Consider the following 23,577-nt stretch of genomic DNA (forward strand, 5'->3'; position numbering starts at 1 on the left):
CGACGATGGAGTAGCCGGGCAACGCGCAGGGGGACCGCCGGAACACCGGCGGTCCCCCTGCGCGTCAGCGTGCTCAGCCCTCCAGGAAGGCCTTGATCGCGCTCGCCAGCAGGTACGGGTCCTCCGCTCCGCACAGCTCGCGCGCCGAGTGCATGGACAGCGCCGCGATGCCGCAGTCCACCGTCTTGATGCCCAGCCGCGCCGCCGTGATCGGGCCGATCGTCGTACCGCAGGGCATCGCGTTGTTGGACACGAAGGTCTGCCACGGCACGCCGGCCTTCTCGCAGGCCGCCGCGAACACCGCCCGGCCGACACCGTCGGTCGCGTAGCGGTTGTTGACGTTGACCTTGAGGATCGGCCCGTCGTTCGGCAGCGGGTGGTGGCCCGGCTCGTGCCGCTCGGAGTAGTTCGGGTGGACGGCGTGACCCATGTCGGAGGACAGGCAGACGGTGCCGGCCAGCGCCCGGACACGGTCCTCCGGGGAGCCGCCGCGGGCGTGGATCGTCCGGTCGAGAACGTTGCCGAGCAGCGGGCTCTGCGCGCCGGTGTCGGACTCGCTGCCGGTCTCCTCGTGGTCGAACGCGGCCAGCACCGGGATGTACGGCAGCACGACCTCGCCCTCGGCGACGGCCACCGCGACGGCGGCCAGCGCGGCGGTGGCCGCGTGCACCGAGAGCAGGTTGTCCAGGCGCGGGCCGGCCAGCAGCTCGCGGTCCCGGCCCAGGTAGGAGGCGGGCTGGACGTCGTGGGTCATGAGGTCCCAGCCGGCCACGTCCTCGGCGGCCAGCCCGGCCCGCTCGGCGACGTGGGCGATCAGCGAGCCCTCGTCGACCGGGCCGAGGCCCCAGATCGGGGTGAGGTGGCGCTGCCGGTCGAGCTTCATGCCGTCGTTGACCTGGCGGTCCAGGTGGATGGCGAGCTGGGGCACGCGCAGCAGCGGCTCGTCCAGCTGGACGAGCCGCGCACTGCCGTCCTTCAGCGCCAGTCTGCCGGACAGGCCGAGGTCACGGTCGAGCCAGGTGTTCAGCGGCACCCCGCCGTAGATCTCCACCGCCACCTGCCGCCACCCGGCCGAGCCGGTGTCCGGCACCGGCTTCACCCGCAGGTTGGGGGAGTCGGTGTGGGTGCCGACGATCCGGAACGGCGTCTCCGGCCCCGCCCCCTCCGGCAGGTACCAGGCGATCAGCGCGCCACCGCGGATCAGGTAGCGCCCGCCGACCGACCTGTCCCAGGCGTCCGTCTCCGCGACCTGACGGAACCCCGCCTTCTCCAGGCGCTGGGCGGCGCTCGCGACCGCGTGGTACGGGGACGGCGAGGTGCCGAGGAACGCGATCAGATCGTCGGTGTGCGTCCGGTCGAAGAATGCCCGGCGGGCGGCGGTCGACATACTGCTCCAGGGTCGAGGGAGGGCCGAAGCCGTAATGGGGGATCGGCTTCGCACCTTGAGCATATGCCCGTACACGGACATGGCATTCGATACCCGGCAGCCGTTGTTGAACACGGACACAACCGTGAACCCGCACCTCACGGGGGTTCCTTCACCACGTGATCCCCCCTGGCCGCCCACCGTCAGCGGACTCCTGCACGCGAACGGCCCACGGGCGGCGCCCGACAGTCGGATGATGAACCTGACCCACACTGAAGTCACCGGGGAGGGAAAACAGTTGGCCACCACGACGCCCGCCGACGAGACCGTCGAACCCGGCGCCGAGCCGCCGCCGTCGCCGCCGCCCGCGCGGTCGCGGTCCGTGCGGCGGCGGCGGGCGCTGCTGGGGGTGGCACTGGCCGCCGGGCTGGTGGCGGTGGGCGGGGTGGGGGCCGCGGCGCTGGTGCGGTCCCCGGCCGACCGGGCGGCGCGGACCGCACCGCCGCCGAACAGCCTGCTCACGGCGCCGGTCGTCAGCCAGGTGCTGACGCCCTCGATCGCCGCCCGCGCGGTGGTGTACCCGCCGTCGCAGTACAACGTGGTCCCGGCGGCGGCCTCGCCCGAGGTGACCGCGCTGTTCGTCTCCGAGCTGGGCGTGAAGCCCGGGGACACCGTGACGGCCGGCAAGCTGCTCGCCGAGGTGTCCGGGCAGCCGCTGTTCGCCCTCCCCGGACCGGTGCCCGCGTACCGCGATCTCAGGCCGGGCAGCACCGGCCCCGACGTGGCCGAACTCCAGTCCGCCCTGGCCGGGTTGGGGCACGGCCGCGGCGACGACGACGAGGGGTCGTACGGGCCGGGCACCGCCGCCGCGGTGTCCGCGTTCTACCGCGCGCTCGGCTACCCGGTGCCCGCCACCGGCGCCACCACCCAGCAGGCCGTGGACACCGCGCAGAAGGCGGTCGACTCCGACCGGCAGACGCTGGAGAACCTCACCGCGCAGAAGAAGGCGGCCACCACCGCTCCCCGGAACCCGCCACCGGCCCAACCGTCCCAGCCGTCCCAGCAGGCACAACCGGCCCAGCCGGCCCAGCAACAGCCCACCGGCGACCTCGACCACCAACTCGCCTCCGCACGGAAGCAGTTGGCCACCGACCAGGCCGCCCTGGCCAAGGCCGAAGCCGCCAACGGCCCGATGGTGCCCGCCGCCCACGTGCTCTTCCTGCCCGCCCTCCCCGCGACCGTCACCGCCGTCAACGGCGCGGTCGGCTCGCCCGTCTCCGGCCCCCTGCTGTCGCTCACCAGCGGTGGCCTGGCCGTCACCGGGCAGCTGACCCCGGCTCAGGCGGCGGGCGTCGTACCGGGCATGGCCGTCGAGCTGCTCGAAGAGGTCACCGGCACCACCGTCCACGGCACGGTTTCCGAGGTCGGCGCCCCGACCACCGCTCCCCCGGCCGGCAAGGTGATCACCCTCGGCGGCGCCGGAGACGCACCGGCCGGCGCCGCACCCGGCGGATCACCCGCCCAGCCCGCCGCAGGCCGGCCCGCCGGATCCACCGACAACCAACCCGGCGGCCAGAGTTACGCACCGGTGACGATCACTCCGGACACGCCCCTGCCCGCCGCCATGAACGGCAGGAACCTCCGGCTCACCGTCCTCAAGGCCAAGGCGGGCGCCCCCGTCACCGCCGTCCCGGTCGCCGCGATCTCCACCGATGCCGCCGGCCGGACCTCCGTCACCAGGGTGGACCCGGCCGGGAACCGCACCACCGTCCCGGTCGCCACCGGCGTCACCGCGGACGGCCTGGTGGCCGTCACCCCCGCCGAGGGCGCCCGACTGCGGCCCGGCGAACAGGTGGTGGTCGGCAAGTGACGGCCGGGACCCCGACCCCCGTGATCGCCCTGCACGGCGTCGGCCGCACCCACCCCGGCAGCCCGCCCGTGGCCGCCCTGCGCCCCACCGACCTGACCGTCCACCGCGGCGACTACCTGGCAGTCACCGGGCCGTCCGGCTCCGGAAAGTCGACCCTGCTGCACCTGCTCGGCCTGCTCGACACCCCCACCACCGGCCGCTACGAGCTGGACGGCATCGACACCGGCAGCCTGCGCGACAAGGACCGCTCCACCCTGCGCGGGAGCCGGATCGGCTTCGTCTTCCAGTCCTTCCACCTGCTCCCGCACCGCACCGCCGAGGAGAACGTCCTCCTCGCCCAGGTCTACAACCGCACCCCGCGCCGCACCCGCCGGGCCGCCGCCCTGGAGGCGCTGCGCCTGGTCGGCCTCGGCCACCGCACGGACGCCCTGCCCGCCACCATGTCCGGCGGCGAGCGCCAGCGGGTGGCGATCGCCCGGGCCCTGGTGAACCGGCCCAGCCTGCTGCTGTGCGACGAGCCGACCGGCAACCTGGACTCGGCCAACGCCGAGGCGGTGCTGGCGCGGTTCGACGCCCTGCACGCCCAGGGCTTCACCCTGCTGGTGATCACCCACGACCCGTCGGTGGCCGCCCGCGCCGAGCGCCGGGCCACCATCCGCGACGGCCGCCTCACCGCGCCCGGGGTGGTCTGAGTGGCTCCCCGTTCCGTGCTCCCCGGACCGCCGTCCCACCTGGGCGCGCGCGACCTGCTCTCCGAGGCCCTGTCCGGCATCCTCCAGCGCCCGGGACGCTCGGTGCTCACCATGCTCGGCACGGTGCTCGGCATCGGCGCCTTCGTCGCCGTCCTCGGCCTCACCGCAACCGCCACCGGCCAGATCGGCGAGCGGTTCAGCCTCACCAGGGCCACCACCGTCACCGTGACCGACCAGCCGCGCACCGACGGCGTCGCCCCCGGCACCAACCCGCCGAGCGACTTCCCCGCCGACGCCGACCGCCGGATCGCCGCGATCGACGGCGTACGGGCCGGCGGCGTCTGGTGGCCGGTGCCCGGCGGCGCCCCGACGCTCTCCCGACGCCCGGACGGCCCCGACGAGGGAACCGGGCTGTCCGTCCTGGCGGCCACCCCGGGCGCGGTCGCCGCGATGGAGCCGACCCTGACCGCCGGGGTCGGCCTGGACGAGTTCGTCCAGCGGACGGCGCAGCCGGTGGTGCTGCTCAGCGAGGCCGCCGCCAAACGCCTCGGGGTGAGCCGGCTGGACGCCCAGCCCGCCGTCTTCATCGACCGCGTGCCGTACACCGTGGTCGGCATCTACTCGGACGTCCAGCGCCAGCCGGGCGCACTGCTGAGCCTGCTGATCCCGGCGAGCACGGCGCTGGAGCACTTCGGCAACCCGGTCCCCCAGCCGGACCGCGGCGCCCAGGCGCTGGTCGCCACCCGGGTCGGCGCCGCGCCCGTGGTGGCGGCCCAACTCCCGCTCGCCCTGCGGCCGGACGCCCCCGCCGCGTTCACCGTCGTCCCGCCCCCGGACCCGCACGGCCTGCAGGACACGGTGGCCTCCGACCTGACCGGGCTGTTCCTGGCCCTGGCCGGGATCTGCCTGCTGGTCGGCGCGGTCGGCATCGCCAACACCACCCTGGTCGCCGTCCTGGAACGGACCCAGGAGATCGGCCTGCGCCGCTCCCTGGGCGCCCGCACCGGCCACATCGCGGCCCAGTTCCTCACCGAGTCCACCGCCCTCGGCACCCTCGGCGGCCTGATCGGCACCGGCCTCGGCGTGCTGACGGTCCTCGGCGTGGCCGCCGCCCGCGACTGGACCGCCGTCCTCCACCCCGCGACCACCCTGCCCGCCCCGCTCATCGGCACCGTCGTCGGCCTGCTGGCGGGCCTCTACCCGGCCCTGCGCGCCGCCCGGACGGACCCGCTCCAGGCCCTGCGCGGCTCCTGACGGCAACAGCCAGCGAGGGCAGCGGAGACGGCGGAGATGGCGGAGACGGCGGAAACACCGAAGGGCCCGGTGGCAGCCGGGCCCTTCGGTGTGAGGGTTTCGTCAGGCGGTCAGAGAGGTGCCGCGCGCGGTGCTCCCCGAGAGGGGGGTGGCGGGCGACGGGTGGGCAGGCCTTAGAAGGCCTCCTCCGCCAGCTCCATGATCTCGTTGTCGATGCCCTCGGCGATCGCCCGCTGCGGAGCGATGGTCGGCAGGATGTTCTTGGCGAAGAAGCGGGCCGCCGCGACCTTGCCCTGGTAGAAGGGCACGTCCTTCTCGGAGGCGCCGGCCTCCAGCTTGGCCAGGGCCACCGCGGCCTGGCGCAGCAGCAGCCAGCCGACGACGACGTCGCCGGAGACCATCAGCAGGCGGGTGGTGTTGAGGCCCACCTTGTACATGTTCTTGACGTCCTGCTCGACCGAGGTCAGGTCGGCGATCAGCTTGCCGACGATGGCCTCCAGGTCGCCGGCGGCCTTGGCGAGCAGCTCGCGCTCGGCGGCCAGGGCGTCGCCGCCCTCGGCGGAGGCGAGGAACTTCTGGATCTGCTCGGACAGCGCGGCCAGCGCCTGGCCGCCGTCCTTGACGATCTTGCGGAAGAAGAAGTCCTGGCCCTGGATCGCCGTGGTGCCCTCGTAGAGGGTGTCGATCTTGGCGTCGCGGATGTACTGCTCGATCGGGTACTCCTGCAGGTAGCCGGAGCCACCGAAGGTCTGCAGGGACTGGGCGAGCTGCTCGTAGGACTTCTCCGAGCCGTAGCCCTTGACGATCGGCAGGAGCAGGTCGTTGAGGCGCTCGGCGGCCTCGTCGCGCTCGCCGCGGAGCTTGGCGGCCAGCATGTCGTCCTGGACGGACGCGGTGAACAGCACCAGCGCGCGCATGCCCTCGGCGTAGGCCTTCTGGGTCAGCAGCGAGCGGCGCACGTCCGGGTGGTGGGTGATGGTGACGCGCGGGGCGGTCTTGTCCAGGAACTGCGAGATGTCGGCACCCTGCACGCGCTCCTTGGCGTACTCCAGGGCGTTCAGGTAGCCGGTGGAGAGGGTGGCGATGGCCTTCGTGCCGACCATCATGCGGGCGAATTCGATGATCTTGAACATCTGGCGGATGCCGTCGACGGTCTCGCCGAGCAGCCAGCCCTTGGCCGGGTGCTTGGCGCCGAAGGTCATCTCGCAGGTGTTCGAGGCCTTGAGGCCCATCTTGTGCTCGACGTTGGTGGCGTAGACGCCGTTGCGCTCGCCGAGCTCGCCGGTCTCCCAGTCGAAGTCGAACTTCGGGACGATGAAGAGGCCGAGGCCCTTGGTGCCCGGCTTACCGCCCTCGGGGCGGGCCAGCACCATGTGGATGATGTTCTCGGACATGTCGTGCTCGCCCGAGGTGATGAAGCGCTTCACACCCTCGATGTGCCAGGAGCCGTCCTCCTGCTTGATCGCCTTGGTGCGGCCGGCGCCCACGTCGGAGCCCGCGTCGGGCTCGGTGAGGACCATGGTGGAGCCCCACAGGCGGTCGGTCATCCGCTGGGCGACCTTCAGCTGCTCCTCGGTGCCCTCCTCGGCGATGACGCCGGCGAAGGCCGGGCCGGAGGAGTACATCCAGACGGCCGGGTTGGAGCCCAGGATCTGCTCGGCGAAGGCCCAGATCAGCGAGTTCGGGGTGACCTGGCCGCCGATCGACTCCGGGATGCCCAGGCGCCACCACTCGGCGTCCATGAAGGTCTGGTAGCTCTTCTTGAAGGCGGCCGGGATCGGCGCGGTGTTGGTCTCCGGGTCGAACACCGGCGGGTTGCGGTCGGTGTCGGCGAAGGACGCGGCGAGGTCGTTCTCGGCGAGGCGGGCGATCTCGCTCAGGATGTTCTTCGCGGTCTCGACGTCCATGTCCGCGAACGGCCCGGTGCCGTACACCTGGTCGCGACCGAACACCTCGAAGAGGTTGAACTCCACGTCCCGCAGGTTGGACTTGTAGTGACCCATGGCCTGTTTTCTCCGGTTCGTCGCTTCCGGGTGACCGCCGCGTTTCGGGCGTCCCGTACCCACCAGTAGGCATCATGATGCTACCCAGCGGTAACTTGGGCAAGCCCCCGACGGTGAATCCGCTATGAACGTGGTCACGTCCCACAAGCCGGGACGACCACTCCTTGTCAGGATCGACGCCAGCGCGGGCGGGTGCGCTCCCGCTAGCCTGTCCGTGTGTACGGATATGACCAGAACGCATACCCGGGTGACCCCTACCAGCAGCAGGCGGGTCCGCAGCCGGGCATGAACGGCATGCCCGGACCGGACGCCTACGGCGCGCAGGGGCAGGCGCCCCAGCAGTCCCTCTACCCGGAACCCTCCCCGCCGTCCCTGGCGGACGCGGTCCGGGCGTTCACCACGGGCTCGATGGCGGTCGAGGACTTCCAGGCCATCTTCATCACCTCGAAGGTGCACTGCCCGCGCGGCGACCGCCCCGGCTTCCTGGCGCTGCACAACACCCCGACACCGGTGATCCCGATGTTCAGCTCGCTCAAGGAGCTGCGCCGCTACGCAGGCAAGGACTCCAAGCACTTCACCGTCACCGGGGCCGAGGTGCTGGACCTGCTGCCGACCGGCTACGGCTTCGCCCTGGACATGGAGGGCGAGCACCGGATGGTGTTCGACGCCAAGGCGGTCGAGCAGATGGTCGACTTCACCATGCGCCGGATGTACGGATAGCCACCCCGGAGCGAGGAGTCGCGCTCCTCCGTCTCCACATAGTTCAAATTTCAACTTGCTTGTTGTTGAGAATTGAACTAACCTCGTGGACGTAGGCCAGAGAACCCCCCTCGAAGGAGGCCGACATGCCCGCCGTGACCGTCGACAACCCGCTGACCCTCCCGCGCGTGACCACGCCGGACCCGGCCGTCGCGAACGCCCGGCCGGTGCTGACCGTCGCCACCGCCCCCGAGGGCTACGAGGGCGAGGGCTTCCCCGTCCGTCGCGCCTTCGCCAAGATCAACACCAAGTACCTCGACCCGTTCATCATGATGGACCAGATGGGTGAGGTGGACTACGCGGCCGGCGAGCCCAAGGGCACCCCCTGGCACCCGCACCGCGGCTTCGAGACGGTCACCTACATCATCGACGGAACGTTCATCCACCAGGACTCGCACGGTGGCGGCGGCGTCATCACCGACGGCGACACCCAGTGGATGACGGCCGGCTCCGGCCTGCTGCACATCGAGACCCCGCCGGAGTCCCTGGTGATGTCCGGCGGCCTGTTCCACGGCCTCCAGCTGTGGGTCAACCTGCCCGCCTCGGACAAGATGATCGCCCCCAAGTACCAGGACATCCGCGGCGGCAGCGTCAAGCTGCTCAGCTCCCAGGACGGCGGCGCCCTGCTCCGCGTGATCGCCGGCGAGATCGACGGCCACCAGGGACCGGGCGCGACCCACACCCCGATCACGATGATCCACGCCTCGATCAACCCCGGCGCCCAGATCACCCTGCCCTGGCGCGCCGACTTCAACGCCCTCGCCTACGGCCTGGCCGGCACCGGCTCGGCCGGCGCCGAACGCCGCCCGTTCGGGATGGGCCAGGCGGTCGTCTTCGGCGACGGCGACTCCCTCACCATCCGCGCCGACGAGAACCAGGACTCCCGCAGCGCCAACCTGGAGGTCGTCCTCCTCGGCGGCCTGCCGATCCGCGAACCCGTCGCCTGGTACGGCCCGTTCGTCATGAACAGCCACCGCGAGCTCCAGCAGGCCATGGAGGACTTCCAGGCCGGCCGCCTCGGCACCATCCCCACCGACGCCCGATAGTTGCCTCCTACAACGAAACTGCCCGTGTGAGCCCGTCTCGACCCGAGACGGGCTCACACGGGCATCGCTCGCTTCTCAGGCAGTATCTTGCCTTGACTGATCCGCACTTGCTCCCTGCGCGCGGCGACCCCTCCAGCTTCGTCTGGGGCCAGAACCGCTGATCCCACGGCTCTCCGACCGACCGGAGCCTCCGCCGCCTACAGCAGCGCGTAGACGGCGGAGGCGTCGTCGTGGGTCTTGCCGCGCGGCCAGCGCTCGCAGGCGGCGTCCGCCCGCTCCACCTCGCGGACCTGGGCGATCAGCTCGCCCGGGCCGGACTCGGCGAGCAGCCGCAGCACGTCGCCCCAACTGCCCATCCCGAAGCGCTCGGTGTAGCGCGAGGCGCCGTCGGTGAGGGCGGCCAGCGCGTGCAGCCGCTCCAGCGGCACGAAGCCCGTCTCGGCGTGCTCGGCCGCCCGCGGACTGGCGGCGGCGATCCACGGGCCGGTGCCCCGGTTGCGGGCGGCGCGCACCGCCAGCGCGTACTCCAGGTGCAGCGCGGCCCGCTCGGCCGAGCCGGGGACGGTCGCCCAGACCTGGCGGCGCAGCCCCTCCCCGCCGGGGAAGCGCTGGTTGTCGCCGATCACCTTGGGCGGCCCGTCCTTGAACTCCAGCACCAGCAGCGAGTCGCCGAGCACCAGGTACTCCAGGGAATCGCCGTGCCGCCGGGCCGCGACCACCATCGCCGCGGGCGTGTTCGAGTGGCCGAGGTCGCAGCGGCCGCCGTGCAGCGCGGCCGTCTCCACGATGGCGTCGGCCAGGCACTCGGCGATCGACCGGTCCGCCCGGTCGGTGAGCCGGGCGAGCAGGTGCACGCCCAGGCGCCGGACGTACCAGGCCGTTCCGTGCCGGCACCCGGACTCCAGGCCGACCGGCGAACCGGCGCCGTCCAGCAGGACCAGCGCCTCCGGCGAGGCCGCCGCGAAGTCCTCGCTCTCGCGGTCAGGCCGCCGTGCTTCCCCTGCGAGCTGTAGCTGCATCCCGACAGTGTGGCCGCCGCCCCCGGCCCGCGCCCAGACCCGTGCGCCGGTGCGGCGCGGGCCGGGGCGCGGTGTCCGGTGGCAGCGGCGGTGATTCGGCCATACCGTCGGATAGCGACCACCCGATTCGGTCAATCAGCGCCGGTCGGGTTTGGGGCCCCCTTCGGGTGCCCGAACGGCCCGGGACTGACGAGGAGCTGATGATGACGATGTTCTGGCAGTTCATCGTGTTGGTCGCCGCCTCGCTCGGCTTTCCGACCGCCGCGCTGTTCTACCTGATCGGCGGACCGCGCTTCCCGGACGAGCGGCGCGACCGTTAGGGCCCGGCCTTCCAGGCCGGGTCGCGGCCGAGCAGCGCCAGGGCGCGGTCGAACCGGCCGGCGCCGCCGCCGGCTTCGAGGCCCGGGCGGAAGGCCCGGCCGGGCGCCCGCGCCTCCGGCGTGTTCGGGACGGCTTCGCTCACCGTCAGCAGCGCGGCGGCCAGGGCGTCGTCGCCGTCCACCGCCGCGACCAGCCGGTCCGCGCCGCCGAGCGCCGCGGCGACGTCCCAGCCGTGCACCAGGGTGTCCACCAGGTGGAAACCGACCGCCTGGGCGAGCGGGAACGGGCCGCCGTCGCGGATCTCGGGCAGCCAGAGCGCCCGATCGGTGACGGCCGCCTCCCGGAAGGCGGCGACGAGGTCGGCGCCGGTGCGCCGGAAGTCCTCCGCCGGATCCGCCCCGAGCGTCGCGTCCGCGAACAGCGCCGGGTCCGGCCCGGCGCCACGGGCGGCCGCGGCGAAGCCCCGGTGCTGGCCCACGCAGTGCTCCAGCAGCCGGCGCAGCGTCCACCCGGCGCACGGGGTGGGTCGGTCCAACTGCTCCGGCCGGACGGCGTCCACCACCTCGACGGCCAGTTCCATCGCCTGCGCGTGCAGTTCGACGAGCTTCATGCGGCAGTGACCCCCAGTCCTGCGGAAATGAATCCGATCACCTGATCAACGACAGCCGGTTCCCCGATGATCCTGCGGTGGCCGAGCCCCTGGGTGACCACCAGGTCCAGCTGCTCCCCGTACGCCCGCTTCAACCGCTGTGCCTGCCCGAGCGGCACCACGCCGTCGCCCTCGTCGTGCAGCACCAGGATCGGCAGCCCGATCGCCCCGGCCCGACCCGCCGCGTCGTAGCGGTCCCAGGCCCCGGCGTCCCCGGCGAACAGGCCCTGCTCGATCCGCTCCCGAAGCGCCCGCTCGACGATGGCGTCCAGACCGAGTCCGGCACAGAAGGCGGCCGGGAAGAAGCCGACCTCGGACACCCCGGAGACGGCCGCCAGCCGGCCCGCCCGCAGCCCGTCGCCCAGTGCGCCGAAGGCCGCGCAGACGCCCAGCGAGTGCGCGATCACCGCCTCGAACGGCCCGTACCGGTCCTGGAGCCGGAGCGCGAGTTCGCGGTGCTCCAGCACGCTGGTGCTGCGGCCGCCGGAGTCGCCGTGGCCCGGCGCGTCGAAGCCGACCACGCTGAGGCCGAGAGCGCGCAGTCCGGGGACGAAGGGCGCGAAGCGGGAGGCCCGGGAGCGCCAGCCGTGCAGCAGCAGGACGGGCCGCTCACCGCCGCCCCAGCGGTAGCCGACGACGGACTTGCCGTGGACCTCCAGCCGTTCGCGGACGGCCTGCCGGTGGATCTCCCGCTCGGCGGGACGGACCCGACTGCGCCGCAGCGGGCTCCGGAAGAGCTCGAAGGCCGCCCGCCCGGCCAGGCCCGGGGCGATCCGGGCGGTCGAGTTGAGGGTGGTGCGGATCAGTGCCTGGGCCGGGTCCATCGGGTCTCCCTGCTCTGCGCTCCCTGGCATCGCCGTGCGCGCCTCGCTCGGCAGCCTCGCTCGGGCGAGATATTAGCACGATCGTTCGTGCAGTTTTCAGGGCCGCCCACGGCCCGGGCACTACCCTGGGCCGCATCCACCGCGAGAAGGAACGAGGGCGCACGATGGCCGGACCGACCACCGACGGACGCGTCCTGCGCGGTGAGGAGACCCGCCGTGCCGTCCTGCGCCGGGCCGTCGCGGTCGCCTCCGTCGAGGGCCTGGACGCGCTGTCCATCGGCCGCCTCGCCACCGACCTCGGGCTCAGCAAGAGCGGCGTGTTCGCCGGCTTCGGCTCCAAGGAGGAACTGCAGCTCGCCACCGTCCGCGCCGCCCGCCGGATCTTCGCCGACGCCGTCGTCGTCCCGGTCGCCGACACCCCGCCCGGCCTCGCCAGGGCCCGCGCGCTCTGCGAGAGCTGGCTCGCCTACTCACGGGCCCGGGTCTTCCCCGGCGGCTGCTTCTTCTACGAGGTCACCGCCGAGTTCGACGCCCGTCCCGGCGCCGTCCGGGACGCCCTGGCCGACTGCGCCCGGGAGTGGCACGGGACGATCGTCGAGGCCCTCACCGACGCCCGCGCGGCCGGCACCCTGCGCTCCGACACCGACCTCGACGACCTCGCCTTCGCACTGATCGCGGTCCTGGAGACGGCCAACTCGCAGGCCGTGCTGCACGAGGAGGACGTCCCCTACCAGCGGGCCGGCCGCCTCCTGCTCCGCCTGCTGCGCGCCGGGGCCACCGACCCGGCCGACCCGGCGCTCGCGCCCGGCGGGAATTGTCAGTCACGCCCCGTCTAGGTCAACAGACCTTCCAGCAAGGCAGCTCGGGCCAGCAGCCGTTCGTCCTCCCCCGCCACGCCGACCACCTGGAGGCCGAGCGGCAGCCCGTCCGGGGTCCGCCCGGCGGGGAGGCTCAGCGCGGGCAGGCCGAGGTAGCTCCACGGCAGCGACATCACCGCGTCCCCGGTGCTGTGCAGCCCCTCCGGCGCCCCGCCCGGCGCGGACGGCGCCAGCCACAGGTCCACCCCGGCCGCCGCGGCCGCTCCGGCCACCCGCTCGCGCAGCCGCTCCCGGAAGCCCAGCGCGGCCTCGCGGTCCTCCGCCGCGACACCCTGGCCGACCCGGATGCCCGCCGCCGTCTCCGGCCGGTACAGGCCGCCGAACCAGGCGAACCAGTCGGCGTGACTGCGGGCCAGCTCGAACCGGTTGACGATCTGCAACTGCCGGGTGACCTCGGCGAAGTCGGGGAACAGCGCCACCCTGCGCACCGCCAGCCCGGCCCGCTCGAACCGCGCCACCCGCTCCTCGAAGGCGCGCAGCGCGGCCGGTTCGGCCCGCTCCAGGTACGGGCCGTCCGGCACCCCGAGCACCGGCTCCGGGCCGGGCTCCGCCTCCCGCCAGCCGTCGCACAGCAGCGGGGCCGCCAACGCCGCGCCCGCCAGGTCGGCGGTGAACACGCCCAGGGTGTCGAAGCTCGGCGCGTTCGGGATAACCCCCGTGATCGGGATCCGCCCGTACGTCGGCCGGAAGCCCACCACCCCGCAGTACGCGGCCGGGCGGATCACCGAACCGACCGTCTGGGTGCCGATCGCCAGCGGCACCAGCCCGGCCGCGACCGCCGCCGCCGACCCGCTGCTGGAACCGCCCGGGGTGTGCCCCGGGTGGTGCGGATTGCGGGTCGGGCCCGGGGCGCTCGCGGCGAACTCGGCGGTCACCGTCTTGCCCGCGACCATCGCCCCCGCCGCCAGCAGCCGGTCCACCACCACGGCCTGCGGGCCCGCCAGCACCCCCGGCGGCAGGGCGGAGCCGCCGTGCGTGGGCAGCCCGTCCACGTGCACGATGTCCTTGACCCCCACCGGCACCCCGTACAGCGGCGGCCGTCCGGCCGGCTCGGGGTACCGCGCGGTCAACTCCCGTGCCCGCGCCAGCAGTCGGTCGTGCCGCCCGGGCTCCGCCACGAAGGCGTGGAGCAGCGGGTCCACCCGCTCGACCAGCGCGCAGAAGCGCTCGACGTGCTCGGGCAACCCTGGTGAACCGGCTCGCAGCCCGGCGGCCTCGCGAGTCAACGACCTTGCTCGCACCAGGGGTTCGTCCATACCGAGCACCGTAGCGCCCGGCCGTTCACTGGTGCTCGGCCGACAGGTACGGCGTCTCACGCAGGAAGTACGCCCCGCAGGTGTGGCAGCACAGCTCCGGGGTCTTCCCCCAGTCCACCGCCTCCCGCACCTGCGCCCCCGGGTCGAGTTCCCGACCGCACATCGCCACGCTCTGCACCCCCCGGACCATGTGCCACAACCGCACCCCGCCGGCCTCCCCGTCGGCCCCGTACTCGGCTCGCATCTGGTGCATCATGCCCCCATCGTCCGACCGCCCGGCACTCCCGGCAACCGGAACCGACGGGCGCGGTCCCCGGTCGGAACCCGGCCACCGCACCCCGGTAGGGTACGCAGCCGAACCGGTGCCGACGGCCTTCCCAGAAGCCCAAGTCGCCCGAAATCAACCGCATTTCGCCCATAGATGGAGCCTTCAGCGTGCGCTCTTCCCGTCTTCTCGCCGCCTCGACCCTGGTGGCGCTCACCATAGGCGCCACGGCCGGCGCGGCCACCGCCGGCGCCGTCGGGATCGCCACCGCCACCCCGAGCCCCACCGCCACCGCCACCCCGAGCACCCCCGCTCCGACGGCCACGGCCACGGCCACGGCCACGGCCACGGCCACGGCCAAGCCGACGAACCTGCCCACCCCTCCGGTCCCCACTCCCAGCGGCGGCCACTGCCAGAACTACGTGCTGCAGCCCCTCAAGGTCACCGGCACCGGCCTCGCCAACACCACCCTTGCCAAGGGCGGTCAGGCCCAGGAGGCCACAGTGACCTTCGAGAACACCACCGGTGTCGACCTCAAGAAGGTGGACACCTACTTCTTCTTCACCGACGTGTCGGAGACCGAGCCCGTGACCAACCCTGTCACCTGGGGCAAGGAGTCCTTCAACATCCAGGTGAAGCTGCCCGGCGGGGACTGGAAGACGCCCGAGGCGGGCGCCGTCACCGGGAGCATGACCTATCTGAAGGTGGACCTCGGCAAGTACGCGATCGCCAAGGGCGGGAAGCTCACCCTCCAGGTGCGTCTCGCGGCCACCGACAAGGCCCTCACCGCCCGCTACTTCGCCCAGCTGAGCGGCACCTCCGAGGCCTTCGAGGCCAAGGACGTGCCGGGCGCCGACACCAACGGCCGCTGCGTGGCCTTCAACGGCGACTACCGCGTCGACGACTTCTTCAAGGTGGTCGACGCCGGATCGACCCCGGCCGGCGGCCCCTCCACCCCCGCCGCCGTCCCCGCCGCCGCGGTCTCCGCCTCGCCGTCGGCCGGCCCGCACCTGGCCGAGACGGGCTCCTCCTCCAACACCCTGCCGATCGCCCTGGGCGGCGCGGTGGTGCTGGCGGCGGGCGCCGGTACCCTGTTCGTCCTGCGCCGCCGCAAGGCGGGCGCGCACGGCTGACCGTCCGACAGATGAACCGAGGGGCGCGGACAACCGTTCGGGCCCCTCGGTGGTCTTCCCGGAGAGCGAACCCCGACCCCACCGCTGGAGCCCACCGATGCGTCCCGCCCGCCTCCCCGCCGCCTGCACCCTGCTCGTGCTCACCATCGGTCCGGTCGCCCTCGCCACGGCCCCCGCGCTCGCCGCCGACGCCACCCCCACCGGGCCCCCCTCGGCCACCTCGACGGCCACCGGCTCCCCCGGGGCCGAGTGCCCGGAGGGCACGACCGCCGACCCGATACCGGTCACCAGCAGCAGCGACGATGCGGGCGAACTCGCCGTCACCTTCACCAACCCCGCCACCGCCACGGTCAAGCAGCTCGCGACCACCGTCGCCTCCGCGGACGGTGCCGGCCTCCCCGTCGAACTGCGCGCCGGGTCCGGCGCCTGGAAGCCCCTCACCGTCACCGGCACCCCGGTCAACGCCGGCAGCTACCAGCTCCCCCAGGGCCAGCGGCTCACCCTCCGGGTACGGCTCGCCGGCGGAGCCCCGCACGGCGACCACCGCCTCACCTTCACCGCCAAGTCCGAGGTCCTCCCGAGCGGCTCCGCCCCCGCGAAGAAGTACACCTGCCCCCAGCTCGCCGCCACCTACACCATCCCGCTCACCCCCACCGACCGCCTTCCGGCCCCCACCCACCTCGCCGACACCGGCGCCGGTACCGCCACCCGCCCCCTCGCCATCGCCGGCACCACCGCGCTCCTCCTCGGCGCCGCCCTCCTCCTCGTCACCCGCCGCCGCCCCCTCACCGACTGACCCCGGCACCGCCCGCCCCTTGCGCGCGCCCCAACGCCCGCGCGGCGCCGCCCCCAGCCCTACGAAAGCCCTACGAAGCCGCCCGCAGGAGGGCGTCGTCCTGCCACTTGAGGATCTTGTCGAAGCTCACGATGGCCCCCCGGAGGGGGTGGTTGCGGAGCTGGACGTGGTCGGTGAGGGCGTGGATGAGGAAGAGGCCGCGGCCGGATTCGGCGGTGAGGTCGGGGAGGGCGTCGAGGTCGACCGGGCGGAGGGTGGGGGCCGGGGGGCGGGAGGGGAGGACGTGGGTGTCGTACGGGTGGCCGTCGCGGCGGGGCCGGTGGGCGGCGAGGACGCGGGCCGGGACGGTGGCGCGTCCGCGGCGGTGCCGGCGGGGCGCGCGGCCGGCCGGGGCCGCGGTGGCCGGGCGGCGGACGGCGGGCGGGGCGCCGGCGGCGGGCAGGCCGGGGCCGGAGTCGGTGACCTCGATCCGCAGCCGGTCACCGTTGATCGAGGCGGTGACCTGGAAGCCGTCGTCGGGCCGGCCGGTGGCGCCGTGTTCGACGGCGTTGGCGCAGGCCTCGGTGAGGGCGACGCCGAGGTCGTCGGCGATCTGCGGGTCGACGCCCGCGGTCGCCATGGCACCGAGCAGGATGCGCCGGGCCAGCGGGACGCTGGCCGGGTCGCGCTTGAGGTGCAGAGTCCACCAGATGTCCACGGGAGGTCCCTCCTGGCTGCGGCTCCACATACAACTAGGTATCTCCGGGCGAATCGGCGGCGAACCGTGCCCGGGGGCGGCTACCGCCCGTTCGGCGGATGGACTGGGGACGGCGTCTGTGCCGAAGGGCGCACGGGGTGGGATGCACGCCGCCGCCGAACGGTGCATTCGTAGGGATTTCCCACCCTGCCCGTGTCCGCGGTGTACGCGATGAGATGATGGCCCGGCCATGACTGCCCTCCCCGCCGCCCCGTTCCGGGGCACCCCCGTCGTTGATTCGACGCAGCCGGCTCGGCCGGTGGGTGCCGCCTGGGACCTACGGCTTGCCCGGGCGGTCCCGTTCGCGCTGGTCTGCACGCTGATAGCGGCGGCCGGGCACGCCCTGGCCGGTGGCGGGAACGTGCCGCCGGCCGCGCTGGCGACGGGTTTCGCCGCGGTGCTGGTGCTCGCGGTGGCGTGCGGCGGGCGGGAGCGTTCGCTGGCGGCCATCGCCGGGGCGCTCGGCGCGGGGCAGCTCGGACTGCACTGCCTCTTCCACGGTTTCAGCGGCCACGGTTTCGGCGGCTCCGACATGCGGCACGGCTCGATGTCCTTGCCGCAGGCGGCCGGTCGGCTGATCTGCAACGAGGCCCGTCCGGGCACGCTGATCGGCCTGCCCGGCGGCACCTCCCCGGAGCAGCTGGTCTCCTCGGCGGGCCTGGATCCGCACGCGTACGCCGCCGCGCCGTGGTGGCAGGGCGGCGTGCTGGGGATGACGCCGTCGATGCTGGCCGGGCACCTGGCCGCCGCGCTGGTGGCGGGCTGGTGGCTGCGGCGCGGGGAGGCGGCGCTGTGGCGGCTCGTGCGGGTGGCCGCGTCGGCGGCCCGGGAGCACTGGGCGGCGCCGCTGCGGTCGGCGCTGGTGCTGGTGGCCGCGCTGCTGCGCGGTCTGTTCGGCGTGGCCGGTCCGGCCCGTCGGTGCGGCGCGGGTGGCGGCGACGGCCGGCTGCCCGCGAGCGCGGTGCTGCGGCACAGCGTGGTGCGGCGCGGTCCGCCGTGCGGGGCCTTCGCGTACTGATCCGGTGTTCCGCCGTACCCGTCGAGCGGTGGCGGCCGAACCGGTGAGGTGCGCGGTGTCCGGGCCGTTCCCGTCCGCCCACGGCGACGGCGGCCCACGGCTCTGCCCTCACACGTCCGCACGTGCGGCGCCGCCGAGGCACGGTTCCCCGTCGCCCGGTCCGGCCGGCCGCCGAGCTCCGATCGGAGACCCCCCAACATGCGTTCCCTCCCCACCCGCCGCACCGCCGCCGTCGCCGTGACCGCCGCCGCCTCCGTGGTGGCGCTGGCCGGGCCGGCCTTCGCGCACGTCACCGTCAACCCGGGCTCGGCCGCCCAGGGCGGCTACGCGACGGTCAACTTCCAGGTGCCGGACGAGAGCGACACGGCGAGCACGGTGAAGCTGGAGGTCAACCTGCCGCTGGACCACCCGCTGGCCTCGGTCCGGACCGTGCCGATGCCGGGCTGGACCTCGACCGTCGAGAAGTCCAAGCTCGACAAGCCGATCAAGGTGCACGGGAGCGACGTCAACGAGGCCGTCTCCAAGATCACCTGGACCGCCGACGCCGGGACCAAGGTCGCCCCCGGCCAGTTCCAGGAGTTCAAGCTGTCGCTCGGCCCGCTGCCGACCGACGCCGACAGCATGGTGTTCAAGGCCCTGCAGACCTACGACAACGGCGACGTCGTCCGCTGGATCGACGAGGCCCAGGCCGGCCAGCCCGAGCCGGCCCACCCGGCGCCGACCCTGAAGCTCACCAAGGCCGCCTCCGGTGACGGCCACGGCGTCACCGCCTCCGCCTCCCCGGCCGCCGGTGCCCACGGCGACAGCTCCGACCACGCCGCCTCCGACGGCGGCGCCGAGTCCAGCGACGACACCGCCCGCACCCTCGGCGTGGTGGGCATCGTGGTCGGCGTGATCGGCACCGCCGTCGGCGTGCTCGGCCTGCGCCGCAGGAACAGCGGCTCCGCCTCCTGACCCCCGCACCGGCGGGGCCGTACCGGTACCCGCGCCCGTACGTGAACCGGTACGGCCCCGCCGGTGGTCCTCCCGCGCCCGATCGGATCCACCATGCTCCGCACCACCCGTTCCACCCGCACCACCCGCCTGGCCGGCGCGGCCGCCCTCGCCCTGGCCGCCGCGCTCACCCTCTCCGCCTGCGGGTCCTCCGGCGGCGGCCCGACCGCCGCGAAGGTCACCCAGCAGAAGGACGACAGCCCGTACCAGGGCACCAAGCTGGCCAAGAACTTCGAGAAGCCCGACCTCCAGCTGACCGACACCTCCGGCCAGCCGTACGACCTGCGGCAGCAGACCAACGGCAGGGCCACCCTGCTGTTCTTCGGCTACACCAGCTGCCCGGACGTCTGCCCGACGACCATGGGCGACATCGGCGTCGCGATGAAGGCGCTGTCCCCGGAGGACCGGAAGAAGATCAACGTCGTCTTCGTCTCCACCGACCCGCAGCGCGACACCCCCAAGGTGCTGCGCACCTGGCTGGACTCGATGGGCACCGACTTCATAGGCCTCACCGGCGACCTGGCCAAGGTGAAGACCGCCGCCCGGTCGCTCGGCATCATGATCGAGGACCCGGTGGTCAACGCGGACGGCACCGTCACCTCGACCCACGGCGCGCAGGTGCTCGCCTTCCTCCCCTCGGACGACAAGGCGCACGTGCTCTACATGAGCGGCACCGAGGAGAAGACCTACGAGCACGACCTGCCGCTGCTCGCCAAGGGCGTGGCGGCGTGACGGCGGAGAACCGCCGCTTCCGCCGCTCGGCCCTGGCCGGCGCGGTGCTGGCGACGGTCCTCGGCGGCGGGGCGATGCTCGCCGCCTGCGGGACCGGCGGCCAGGACGGCGCCGCGGCCGCCGACGCCGGACCGGCGAAGCTGAGCGTGGCCGACCCCTACATCCCGCTGCCCCCGGCGGGCGGGATGGGCGCCGGCTACCTGACCGTGCGCAACGACGGCGGGCCGGACCAGTTGGTCAAGGTGTCCAGCCCGGCCGCCGGGTCGGTCACCATGCACCGCTCGACCTCATCGACCATGGAGCAGGTGAACAGCCTGGACGTGCCCGCGCACGGCGCGCTGCAGCTCGCCCGTGGCGGCACCCACCTGATGATCATGGATTGGCAGAAGGCCCCCGCCCTGGGCGACGAGCTGGAGCTCGACCTGACCTTCGCCAAGTCCGGCACCATCTCCGTCAAGGTTCCGGTCAAGGAGCTCACCTACCGTCCAGGCCAGAGTTAGGGGACCCGCCCGCATGGAGAAGGCCGCCCACCTCCGGAGCGCCGGCCCCCGGAACGCCCGGCACCGGAACGCCCGGCACCGGATCGCCCGGCGCCGCAGGGCCGTCGGGCTGCTCGGCATGCTCGGCGCGCTGCTCGCGCTGATGCTCGCCGGTGCCGGCCCGGCCTCCGCGCACGCCACCCTGGACTCCACCGACCCGGCGCAGAACTCGGTGGTCGCCACCGCCCCCCAGGCGGTCACCCTGACCTTCAGCGAGACGGTCTCGCTGTCCAGCGACTCCGTCCGGGTGCTCGACCCGGCCGGCAAACCCGTGGACACCGGCAATCCGGCGCACGCCGACGGCAGGGGCGACACCGCCCGGGTCGGCCTGAACAGCGGACTCGCCAACGGCACGTACACCGTCGCCTGGCGGGCCGTCTCGGAGGACTCCCACCCCGTCGGCGGAGCGTTCACCTTCTCCATCGGCGCGCCCTCGGACACCTCGGTGTCCACCACCGCACTGCAGGGCGCCGAGGCGGACACCGTGGTCGCCGCCCTGTACGGGACCGGGCGCACCGTCGCCTACGCGGCCTTCGCACTGCTCGCCGGGGTCGCCGCCTTCGTGCTGGTCTGCTGGCCGGCCGGCGCCACCCGGCGCCCGGTGCAGCGGCTGCTGATGACCGGCTGGACGGCGCTGCTGGCGTCGACCGTCGCGGTGCTGATGCTGCGCGGCCCGTACGAGCGCGGCACGGGCGTCGGGCAGGCCCTCGACCTGTCGCTGGTGCGCGCCACCCTGGACGAGCGGATCGGCACCGCACTGGCCGCCCGGCTGCTGCTGCTCGCCGCGGCCGGGATCTTCCTGTCGCTGCTGGTCGGCCAGCTGGGGCAGCCGCCGAAGCCCGCCCCCGCGGCCCCTGCGGAGGACGAGGACACCGACGCCGAGGCCGCCGAGCTGCGCGCGCTGGAGCAGCGGGCCGCCGAGCGCCCGCAGCGCGAGGTCCGGCTCGGCCTGGGCGTGGCCGGGCTGGTGCTCGCGGTGGCGCTCTCCGCGACCTGGGTGGGCGCCGACCACGCCTCGGTGGGCATCCAGGTCTGGCTGGCGCTGCCGTTCGGCATCCTGCACCTGATCGCGATGGCGCTCTGGCTGGGCGGCCTGGCCTCGCTGCTGGTCGCGCTGCGCGAGGGCGTCGGCGCCGAGGTGGTGGACCGCTTCTCCAAGGTCGCCTTCGGCTCGGTGGCCGCGCTGGCCGCCACCGGGATCTACCAGTCCTGGCGGGGCCTGGGCAGCTGGGGCGCGCTGACCGGCACCGAGTACGGGAAGCTGCTGCTGGTGAAGAGCGGCTGCGTGGTCGTGATGCTGGGCGTCGCCTGGATCTCCCGCAGCTGGCTGGCCCGGCTGCGCTCGGCCCCCGCCGAGGCGGCCGAGGTCGAGCGGACCGAGGTGCCCGAACCGGTCGGCGCCGCGGCGCGCAGCGAGGACCCGGTGCGGCAGGCGCAGCTGGACCGCCAGCGGGCCGCCGCGGCGAGTGCCGGGCGCGAGCGCGGGCTGACCCCGACCCGGGCCGGGCTGCGCCGTTCGGTGCTGGTCGAGGCGCTGGTCGCGGTGGCGGTGCTGGTGGTCACCACGATGCTCACCAACTCCCCGCCCGGGCGGGTGGCGGGTGAGGTCAAGGCGGCCGGGACCACCGCGGGCACCGGGAACGCGGCCCCCGCGGCCCCCGCGGCCCCGAAGACCGAACCGGGCCGCACGGTGGAGCTCAAGCTGCCGTACGACACCAAGGGCCGGACGCCGAACGCCAAGGGCACCGCGACCGTGACCCTCTCCCCGGCCGCGACCGGCCCGAACGAGGTCGGGCTCGCGCTGGACGGCACGGACGGCAAGCCGGTGGACGTCCCCGAGGTGCAGCTCGCCTTCACCCTGCCGGACCGCGACCTCGGCCCGCTGCCGGTCGCGCTCACCCCGGCGGGCACCGGCCGCTGGAGCGGCACCGCGCAGCTGCCGCTGGCCGGCACCTGGGTGGTCTCGGTGCAGATCCGCTCCTCCGACATCGACCAGACGACCCCGACCCAGCAGTTCAAGATCGGGTGAGCGCGGTGGAGGAGGCGGACACGGTGGAGGACACGGGCAAGGGCCGGGCGGGCGTCACCCGCCGGGCGCTGCTCGGCACGGCCGGCGCCGGACTGCTGGTCGGCGCCGGGGCCGGGGCGGCCGGGGCGGTGGCCTACGGCGGCCCGGCGGACGGCGCGACGGCGGGCGGCGGGACGGCGGGCGGCGCCGCGCTCGGCACCGGCCGGGTGCCGTTCCGCGGCGAGCACCAGGCGGGGATCCTCGAACCCCAGCAGGCCGGTGTCCGGCTGGCCGCCTTCGACCTGGCGGACGGCGTCGGCCGGGACGGGCTGCGCACCCTGCTGCAACGCTGGACCAGGGCCGTCGACCGGCTGACCGCCGGGGAGCCGGCCGAGGAGTTCGACAACCAGGTCGCGCTGGACGCCGGACCCTGCTCGCTCACCGTCACCCTCGGCTTCGGCACCACGCTGTTCGACCGGGCCGGGCTGGCCGACCGCCGCCCGGCCGCCCTCGAACCGCTGCCCGCCTTCCCCGGCGACGCGCTGGACCCGGCCCGCGGCGAGGGCGACCTGTTCGTCCAGATCGGCGCCGACGACGCGCTGGTGGCGGTGCACGCCCTGCGGACGCTGCAGAGGCTGGCGGCCGGTACGGCGGCGCCGCGCTGGCAGTCGGCCGGCTTCGCCCGCACCCCGGGCGCGACCGCGCGGCCGATGACCGGTCGCAACCTGATGGGGCAGATCGACGGCACCAACAATCCCGAGCGAGGCGGGGAGGGCTTCGCCGCCAAGGTGTTCTGCACCGCCGGCGGGGACCAGCCGGCCTGGCTGGCCGGGGGCTCGTACCTGGTGTTCCGGCGGATCCGGATGCTGCTGGACCACTGGGAGGCACTGCCGGTGGACCGCCAGGAGCGGGTGATCGGGCGGCGCAAGTCGGACGGTTCGCCGCTGAGCGCACCGGCCGGGTCGGGCGAGGGCACCGCGGTGGACCTCTCGGCGCAGGGGCCGGACGGCGGCCTGGCGATCCCCTCCGACGCCCACATCCGGGTCGCGGCCCCGGCGGGCAACGGCGGGGCGGCGATGCTGCGGCGCGGCTTCTCGTACCACGACGGGACGCTGCCGGACGGCTCTCCGGACGCCGGGCTGCTCTTCCTCGCCTTCCAGGCCGACCCGCGCAGGGGCTTCACGCCGGTGCAGCGCAAGCTCTCCCGGGCGGACGGGCTGTCCCGCTTCCTGCGGCACGAGGCGAGCGGGCTGTACGCCGTGCCGCCGGGGGTGCCGGCCGGAGGATACCTCGGCCAGCAGCTGCTGGAGGGGTAGACCGGCAGGAGCGGTCCCGGCCACTGGAACGCTTTCCTGCCGGGAGCGCGGAATCGTTATGGTGACTGCTTCGGCACCACCCCGCCCATGCACCACACCATCCG

At 74.2% G+C, this 23,577-nt stretch carries 22 protein-coding genes; 14 read left to right on the forward strand and 8 right to left on the reverse strand.

Annotated elements, in window-relative coordinates; all coding sequences use genetic code 11:
• Positions 1 to 73: 73 nt before the first annotated feature.
• Positions 74 to 1,387 carry a M18 family aminopeptidase gene (locus ACFV1W_RS05845; RefSeq protein ID WP_380413481.1) on the reverse strand — a complete coding sequence of 438 codons (1,314 nt, stop codon included), beginning with the start codon at positions 1,385 to 1,387 and terminating at the stop codon, positions 74 to 76.
• A 277-nt stretch (positions 1,388 to 1,664) separates the two neighbouring features.
• Here ACFV1W_RS05845 and ACFV1W_RS05850 point away from each other — a divergent pair, with 277 nt between their 5' ends.
• From ACFV1W_RS05850 to ACFV1W_RS05860, 3 genes are read left to right on the forward strand one after another with little or no spacing between them, the layout of a single operon-like run.
• Entirely contained in the window at positions 1,665 to 3,236 is a 1,572-nt protein-coding gene (locus ACFV1W_RS05850; RefSeq protein ID WP_380413483.1) for a peptidoglycan-binding protein, read from the forward strand.
• On the forward strand, positions 3,233 to 3,928 hold the full coding sequence (locus tag ACFV1W_RS05855; RefSeq protein ID WP_380413485.1) for an ABC transporter ATP-binding protein: 696 nt from the start codon (positions 3,233 to 3,235) through the stop codon (positions 3,926 to 3,928). Before ACFV1W_RS05850 ends, ACFV1W_RS05855 begins: the two co-directional genes overlap by 4 nt.
• Complete coding sequence (locus ACFV1W_RS05860) at positions 3,929 to 5,182, forward strand: ABC transporter permease (protein ID WP_380413487.1); 1,254 nt, start codon at positions 3,929 to 3,931, stop codon at positions 5,180 to 5,182.
• A 173-nt stretch (positions 5,183 to 5,355) separates the two neighbouring features.
• On the opposite strand, the gene ACFV1W_RS05865 is transcribed toward ACFV1W_RS05860, so the two are convergent.
• Entirely contained in the window at positions 5,356 to 7,185 is a 1,830-nt protein-coding gene (locus ACFV1W_RS05865; protein ID WP_380413489.1) for an acyl-CoA dehydrogenase, read from the reverse strand.
• 216 nt (positions 7,186 to 7,401) lie between these two features.
• Between ACFV1W_RS05865 and ACFV1W_RS05870 the strand changes: the two genes are divergently transcribed.
• Positions 7,402 to 7,905, forward strand: coding sequence for an SseB family protein (locus ACFV1W_RS05870; RefSeq protein ID WP_380413491.1), 504 nt, complete (start codon positions 7,402 to 7,404; stop codon positions 7,903 to 7,905).
• 125 nt (positions 7,906 to 8,030) lie between these two features.
• A complete protein-coding gene (locus tag ACFV1W_RS05875) occupies positions 8,031 to 8,990 on the forward strand; it encodes a pirin family protein (RefSeq protein ID WP_380413493.1) in 960 nt (319 codons plus the stop codon).
• Positions 8,991 to 9,187: 197 nt separating this feature from the next.
• On the opposite strand, the gene ACFV1W_RS05880 is transcribed toward ACFV1W_RS05875, so the two are convergent.
• The 3 genes from ACFV1W_RS05880 to ACFV1W_RS05890 form a co-directional block, all read right to left on the reverse strand.
• Positions 9,188 to 10,009, reverse strand: coding sequence for an integrase (locus tag ACFV1W_RS05880; RefSeq protein ID WP_380413495.1), 822 nt, complete (start codon positions 10,007 to 10,009; stop codon positions 9,188 to 9,190).
• Positions 10,010 to 10,325: 316 nt separating this feature from the next.
• A complete protein-coding gene (locus tag ACFV1W_RS05885) occupies positions 10,326 to 10,940 on the reverse strand; it encodes a TIGR03086 family metal-binding protein (protein WP_380413496.1) in 615 nt (204 codons plus the stop codon).
• A complete protein-coding gene (locus tag ACFV1W_RS05890; RefSeq protein WP_380413497.1) occupies positions 10,937 to 11,803 on the reverse strand; it encodes an alpha/beta hydrolase in 867 nt (288 codons plus the stop codon). Before ACFV1W_RS05890 ends, ACFV1W_RS05885 begins: the two co-directional genes overlap by 4 nt.
• A gap of 164 nt (positions 11,804 to 11,967) precedes the next feature.
• Between ACFV1W_RS05890 and ACFV1W_RS05895 the strand changes: the two genes are divergently transcribed.
• Positions 11,968 to 12,639: a TetR/AcrR family transcriptional regulator gene (locus tag ACFV1W_RS05895; protein WP_380413499.1), complete on the forward strand. Its 672-nt coding sequence runs from the start codon at positions 11,968 to 11,970 to the stop codon at positions 12,637 to 12,639.
• Here the strand turns inward: ACFV1W_RS05895 and ACFV1W_RS05900 are convergent.
• Positions 12,636 to 13,937: an amidase gene (locus ACFV1W_RS05900; protein ID WP_380413500.1), complete on the reverse strand. Its 1,302-nt coding sequence runs from the start codon at positions 13,935 to 13,937 to the stop codon at positions 12,636 to 12,638. The genes ACFV1W_RS05895 and ACFV1W_RS05900 overlap by 4 nt on opposite strands.
• Before the next feature lie 25 nt (positions 13,938 to 13,962).
• Positions 13,963 to 14,193: a hypothetical protein gene (locus tag ACFV1W_RS05905; RefSeq protein ID WP_380413502.1), complete on the reverse strand. Its 231-nt coding sequence runs from the start codon at positions 14,191 to 14,193 to the stop codon at positions 13,963 to 13,965.
• A gap of 179 nt (positions 14,194 to 14,372) precedes the next feature.
• Between ACFV1W_RS05905 and ACFV1W_RS05910 the strand changes: the two genes are divergently transcribed.
• Positions 14,373 to 15,335: an LAETG motif-containing sortase-dependent surface protein gene (locus tag ACFV1W_RS05910; RefSeq protein ID WP_380413504.1), complete on the forward strand. Its 963-nt coding sequence runs from the start codon at positions 14,373 to 14,375 to the stop codon at positions 15,333 to 15,335.
• A gap of 97 nt (positions 15,336 to 15,432) precedes the next feature.
• Positions 15,433 to 16,131, forward strand: a complete 699-nt coding sequence (locus ACFV1W_RS05915) for an LPXTG cell wall anchor domain-containing protein (protein WP_380413506.1) — start codon at positions 15,433 to 15,435, stop codon at positions 16,129 to 16,131.
• A gap of 70 nt (positions 16,132 to 16,201) precedes the next feature.
• On the opposite strand, the gene ACFV1W_RS05920 is transcribed toward ACFV1W_RS05915, so the two are convergent.
• Positions 16,202 to 16,828, reverse strand: coding sequence for an ATP-binding protein (locus tag ACFV1W_RS05920; RefSeq protein ID WP_380413507.1), 627 nt, complete (start codon positions 16,826 to 16,828; stop codon positions 16,202 to 16,204).
• Between the two features lie 229 nt (positions 16,829 to 17,057).
• Between ACFV1W_RS05920 and ACFV1W_RS05925 the strand changes: the two genes are divergently transcribed.
• The 6 genes from ACFV1W_RS05925 to efeB all read left to right on the forward strand — a co-directional run bounded on the left by ACFV1W_RS05925 (position 17,058) and on the right by efeB (position 23,473).
• Positions 17,058 to 17,885, forward strand: a complete 828-nt coding sequence (locus tag ACFV1W_RS05925) for a hypothetical protein (RefSeq protein WP_380413509.1) — start codon at positions 17,058 to 17,060, stop codon at positions 17,883 to 17,885.
• 198 nt (positions 17,886 to 18,083) lie between these two features.
• Positions 18,084 to 18,839: a YcnI family protein gene (locus ACFV1W_RS05930; RefSeq protein WP_380413510.1), complete on the forward strand. Its 756-nt coding sequence runs from the start codon at positions 18,084 to 18,086 to the stop codon at positions 18,837 to 18,839.
• Positions 18,840 to 18,932: 93 nt separating this feature from the next.
• The gene (locus ACFV1W_RS05935; RefSeq protein WP_380413512.1) at positions 18,933 to 19,610 is read left to right on the forward strand and encodes an SCO family protein; all 678 of its coding nucleotides are present in this window, start codon (positions 18,933 to 18,935) and stop codon (positions 19,608 to 19,610) included.
• The gene (locus ACFV1W_RS05940; RefSeq protein WP_380413514.1) at positions 19,607 to 20,110 is read left to right on the forward strand and encodes a copper chaperone PCu(A)C; all 504 of its coding nucleotides are present in this window, start codon (positions 19,607 to 19,609) and stop codon (positions 20,108 to 20,110) included. The genes ACFV1W_RS05935 and ACFV1W_RS05940 overlap by 4 nt, the downstream gene beginning before the upstream one ends.
• Before the next feature lie 118 nt (positions 20,111 to 20,228).
• Positions 20,229 to 22,178 carry a FixH family protein gene (locus ACFV1W_RS05945; protein WP_380413702.1) on the forward strand — a complete coding sequence of 650 codons (1,950 nt, stop codon included), beginning with the start codon at positions 20,229 to 20,231 and terminating at the stop codon, positions 22,176 to 22,178.
• Positions 22,175 to 23,473, forward strand: a complete 1,299-nt coding sequence (gene efeB, locus ACFV1W_RS05950; protein ID WP_380413516.1) for an iron uptake transporter deferrochelatase/peroxidase subunit — start codon at positions 22,175 to 22,177, stop codon at positions 23,471 to 23,473. The genes ACFV1W_RS05945 and efeB overlap by 4 nt, the downstream gene beginning before the upstream one ends.
• Positions 23,474 to 23,577: the final 104 nt, after the last annotated feature.

This window comes from Kitasatospora sp. NPDC059648 (assembly GCF_042734825.1).
In the GTDB taxonomy this organism is placed as follows: Bacteria; Actinomycetota; Actinomycetes; order Streptomycetales; family Streptomycetaceae; genus Kitasatospora.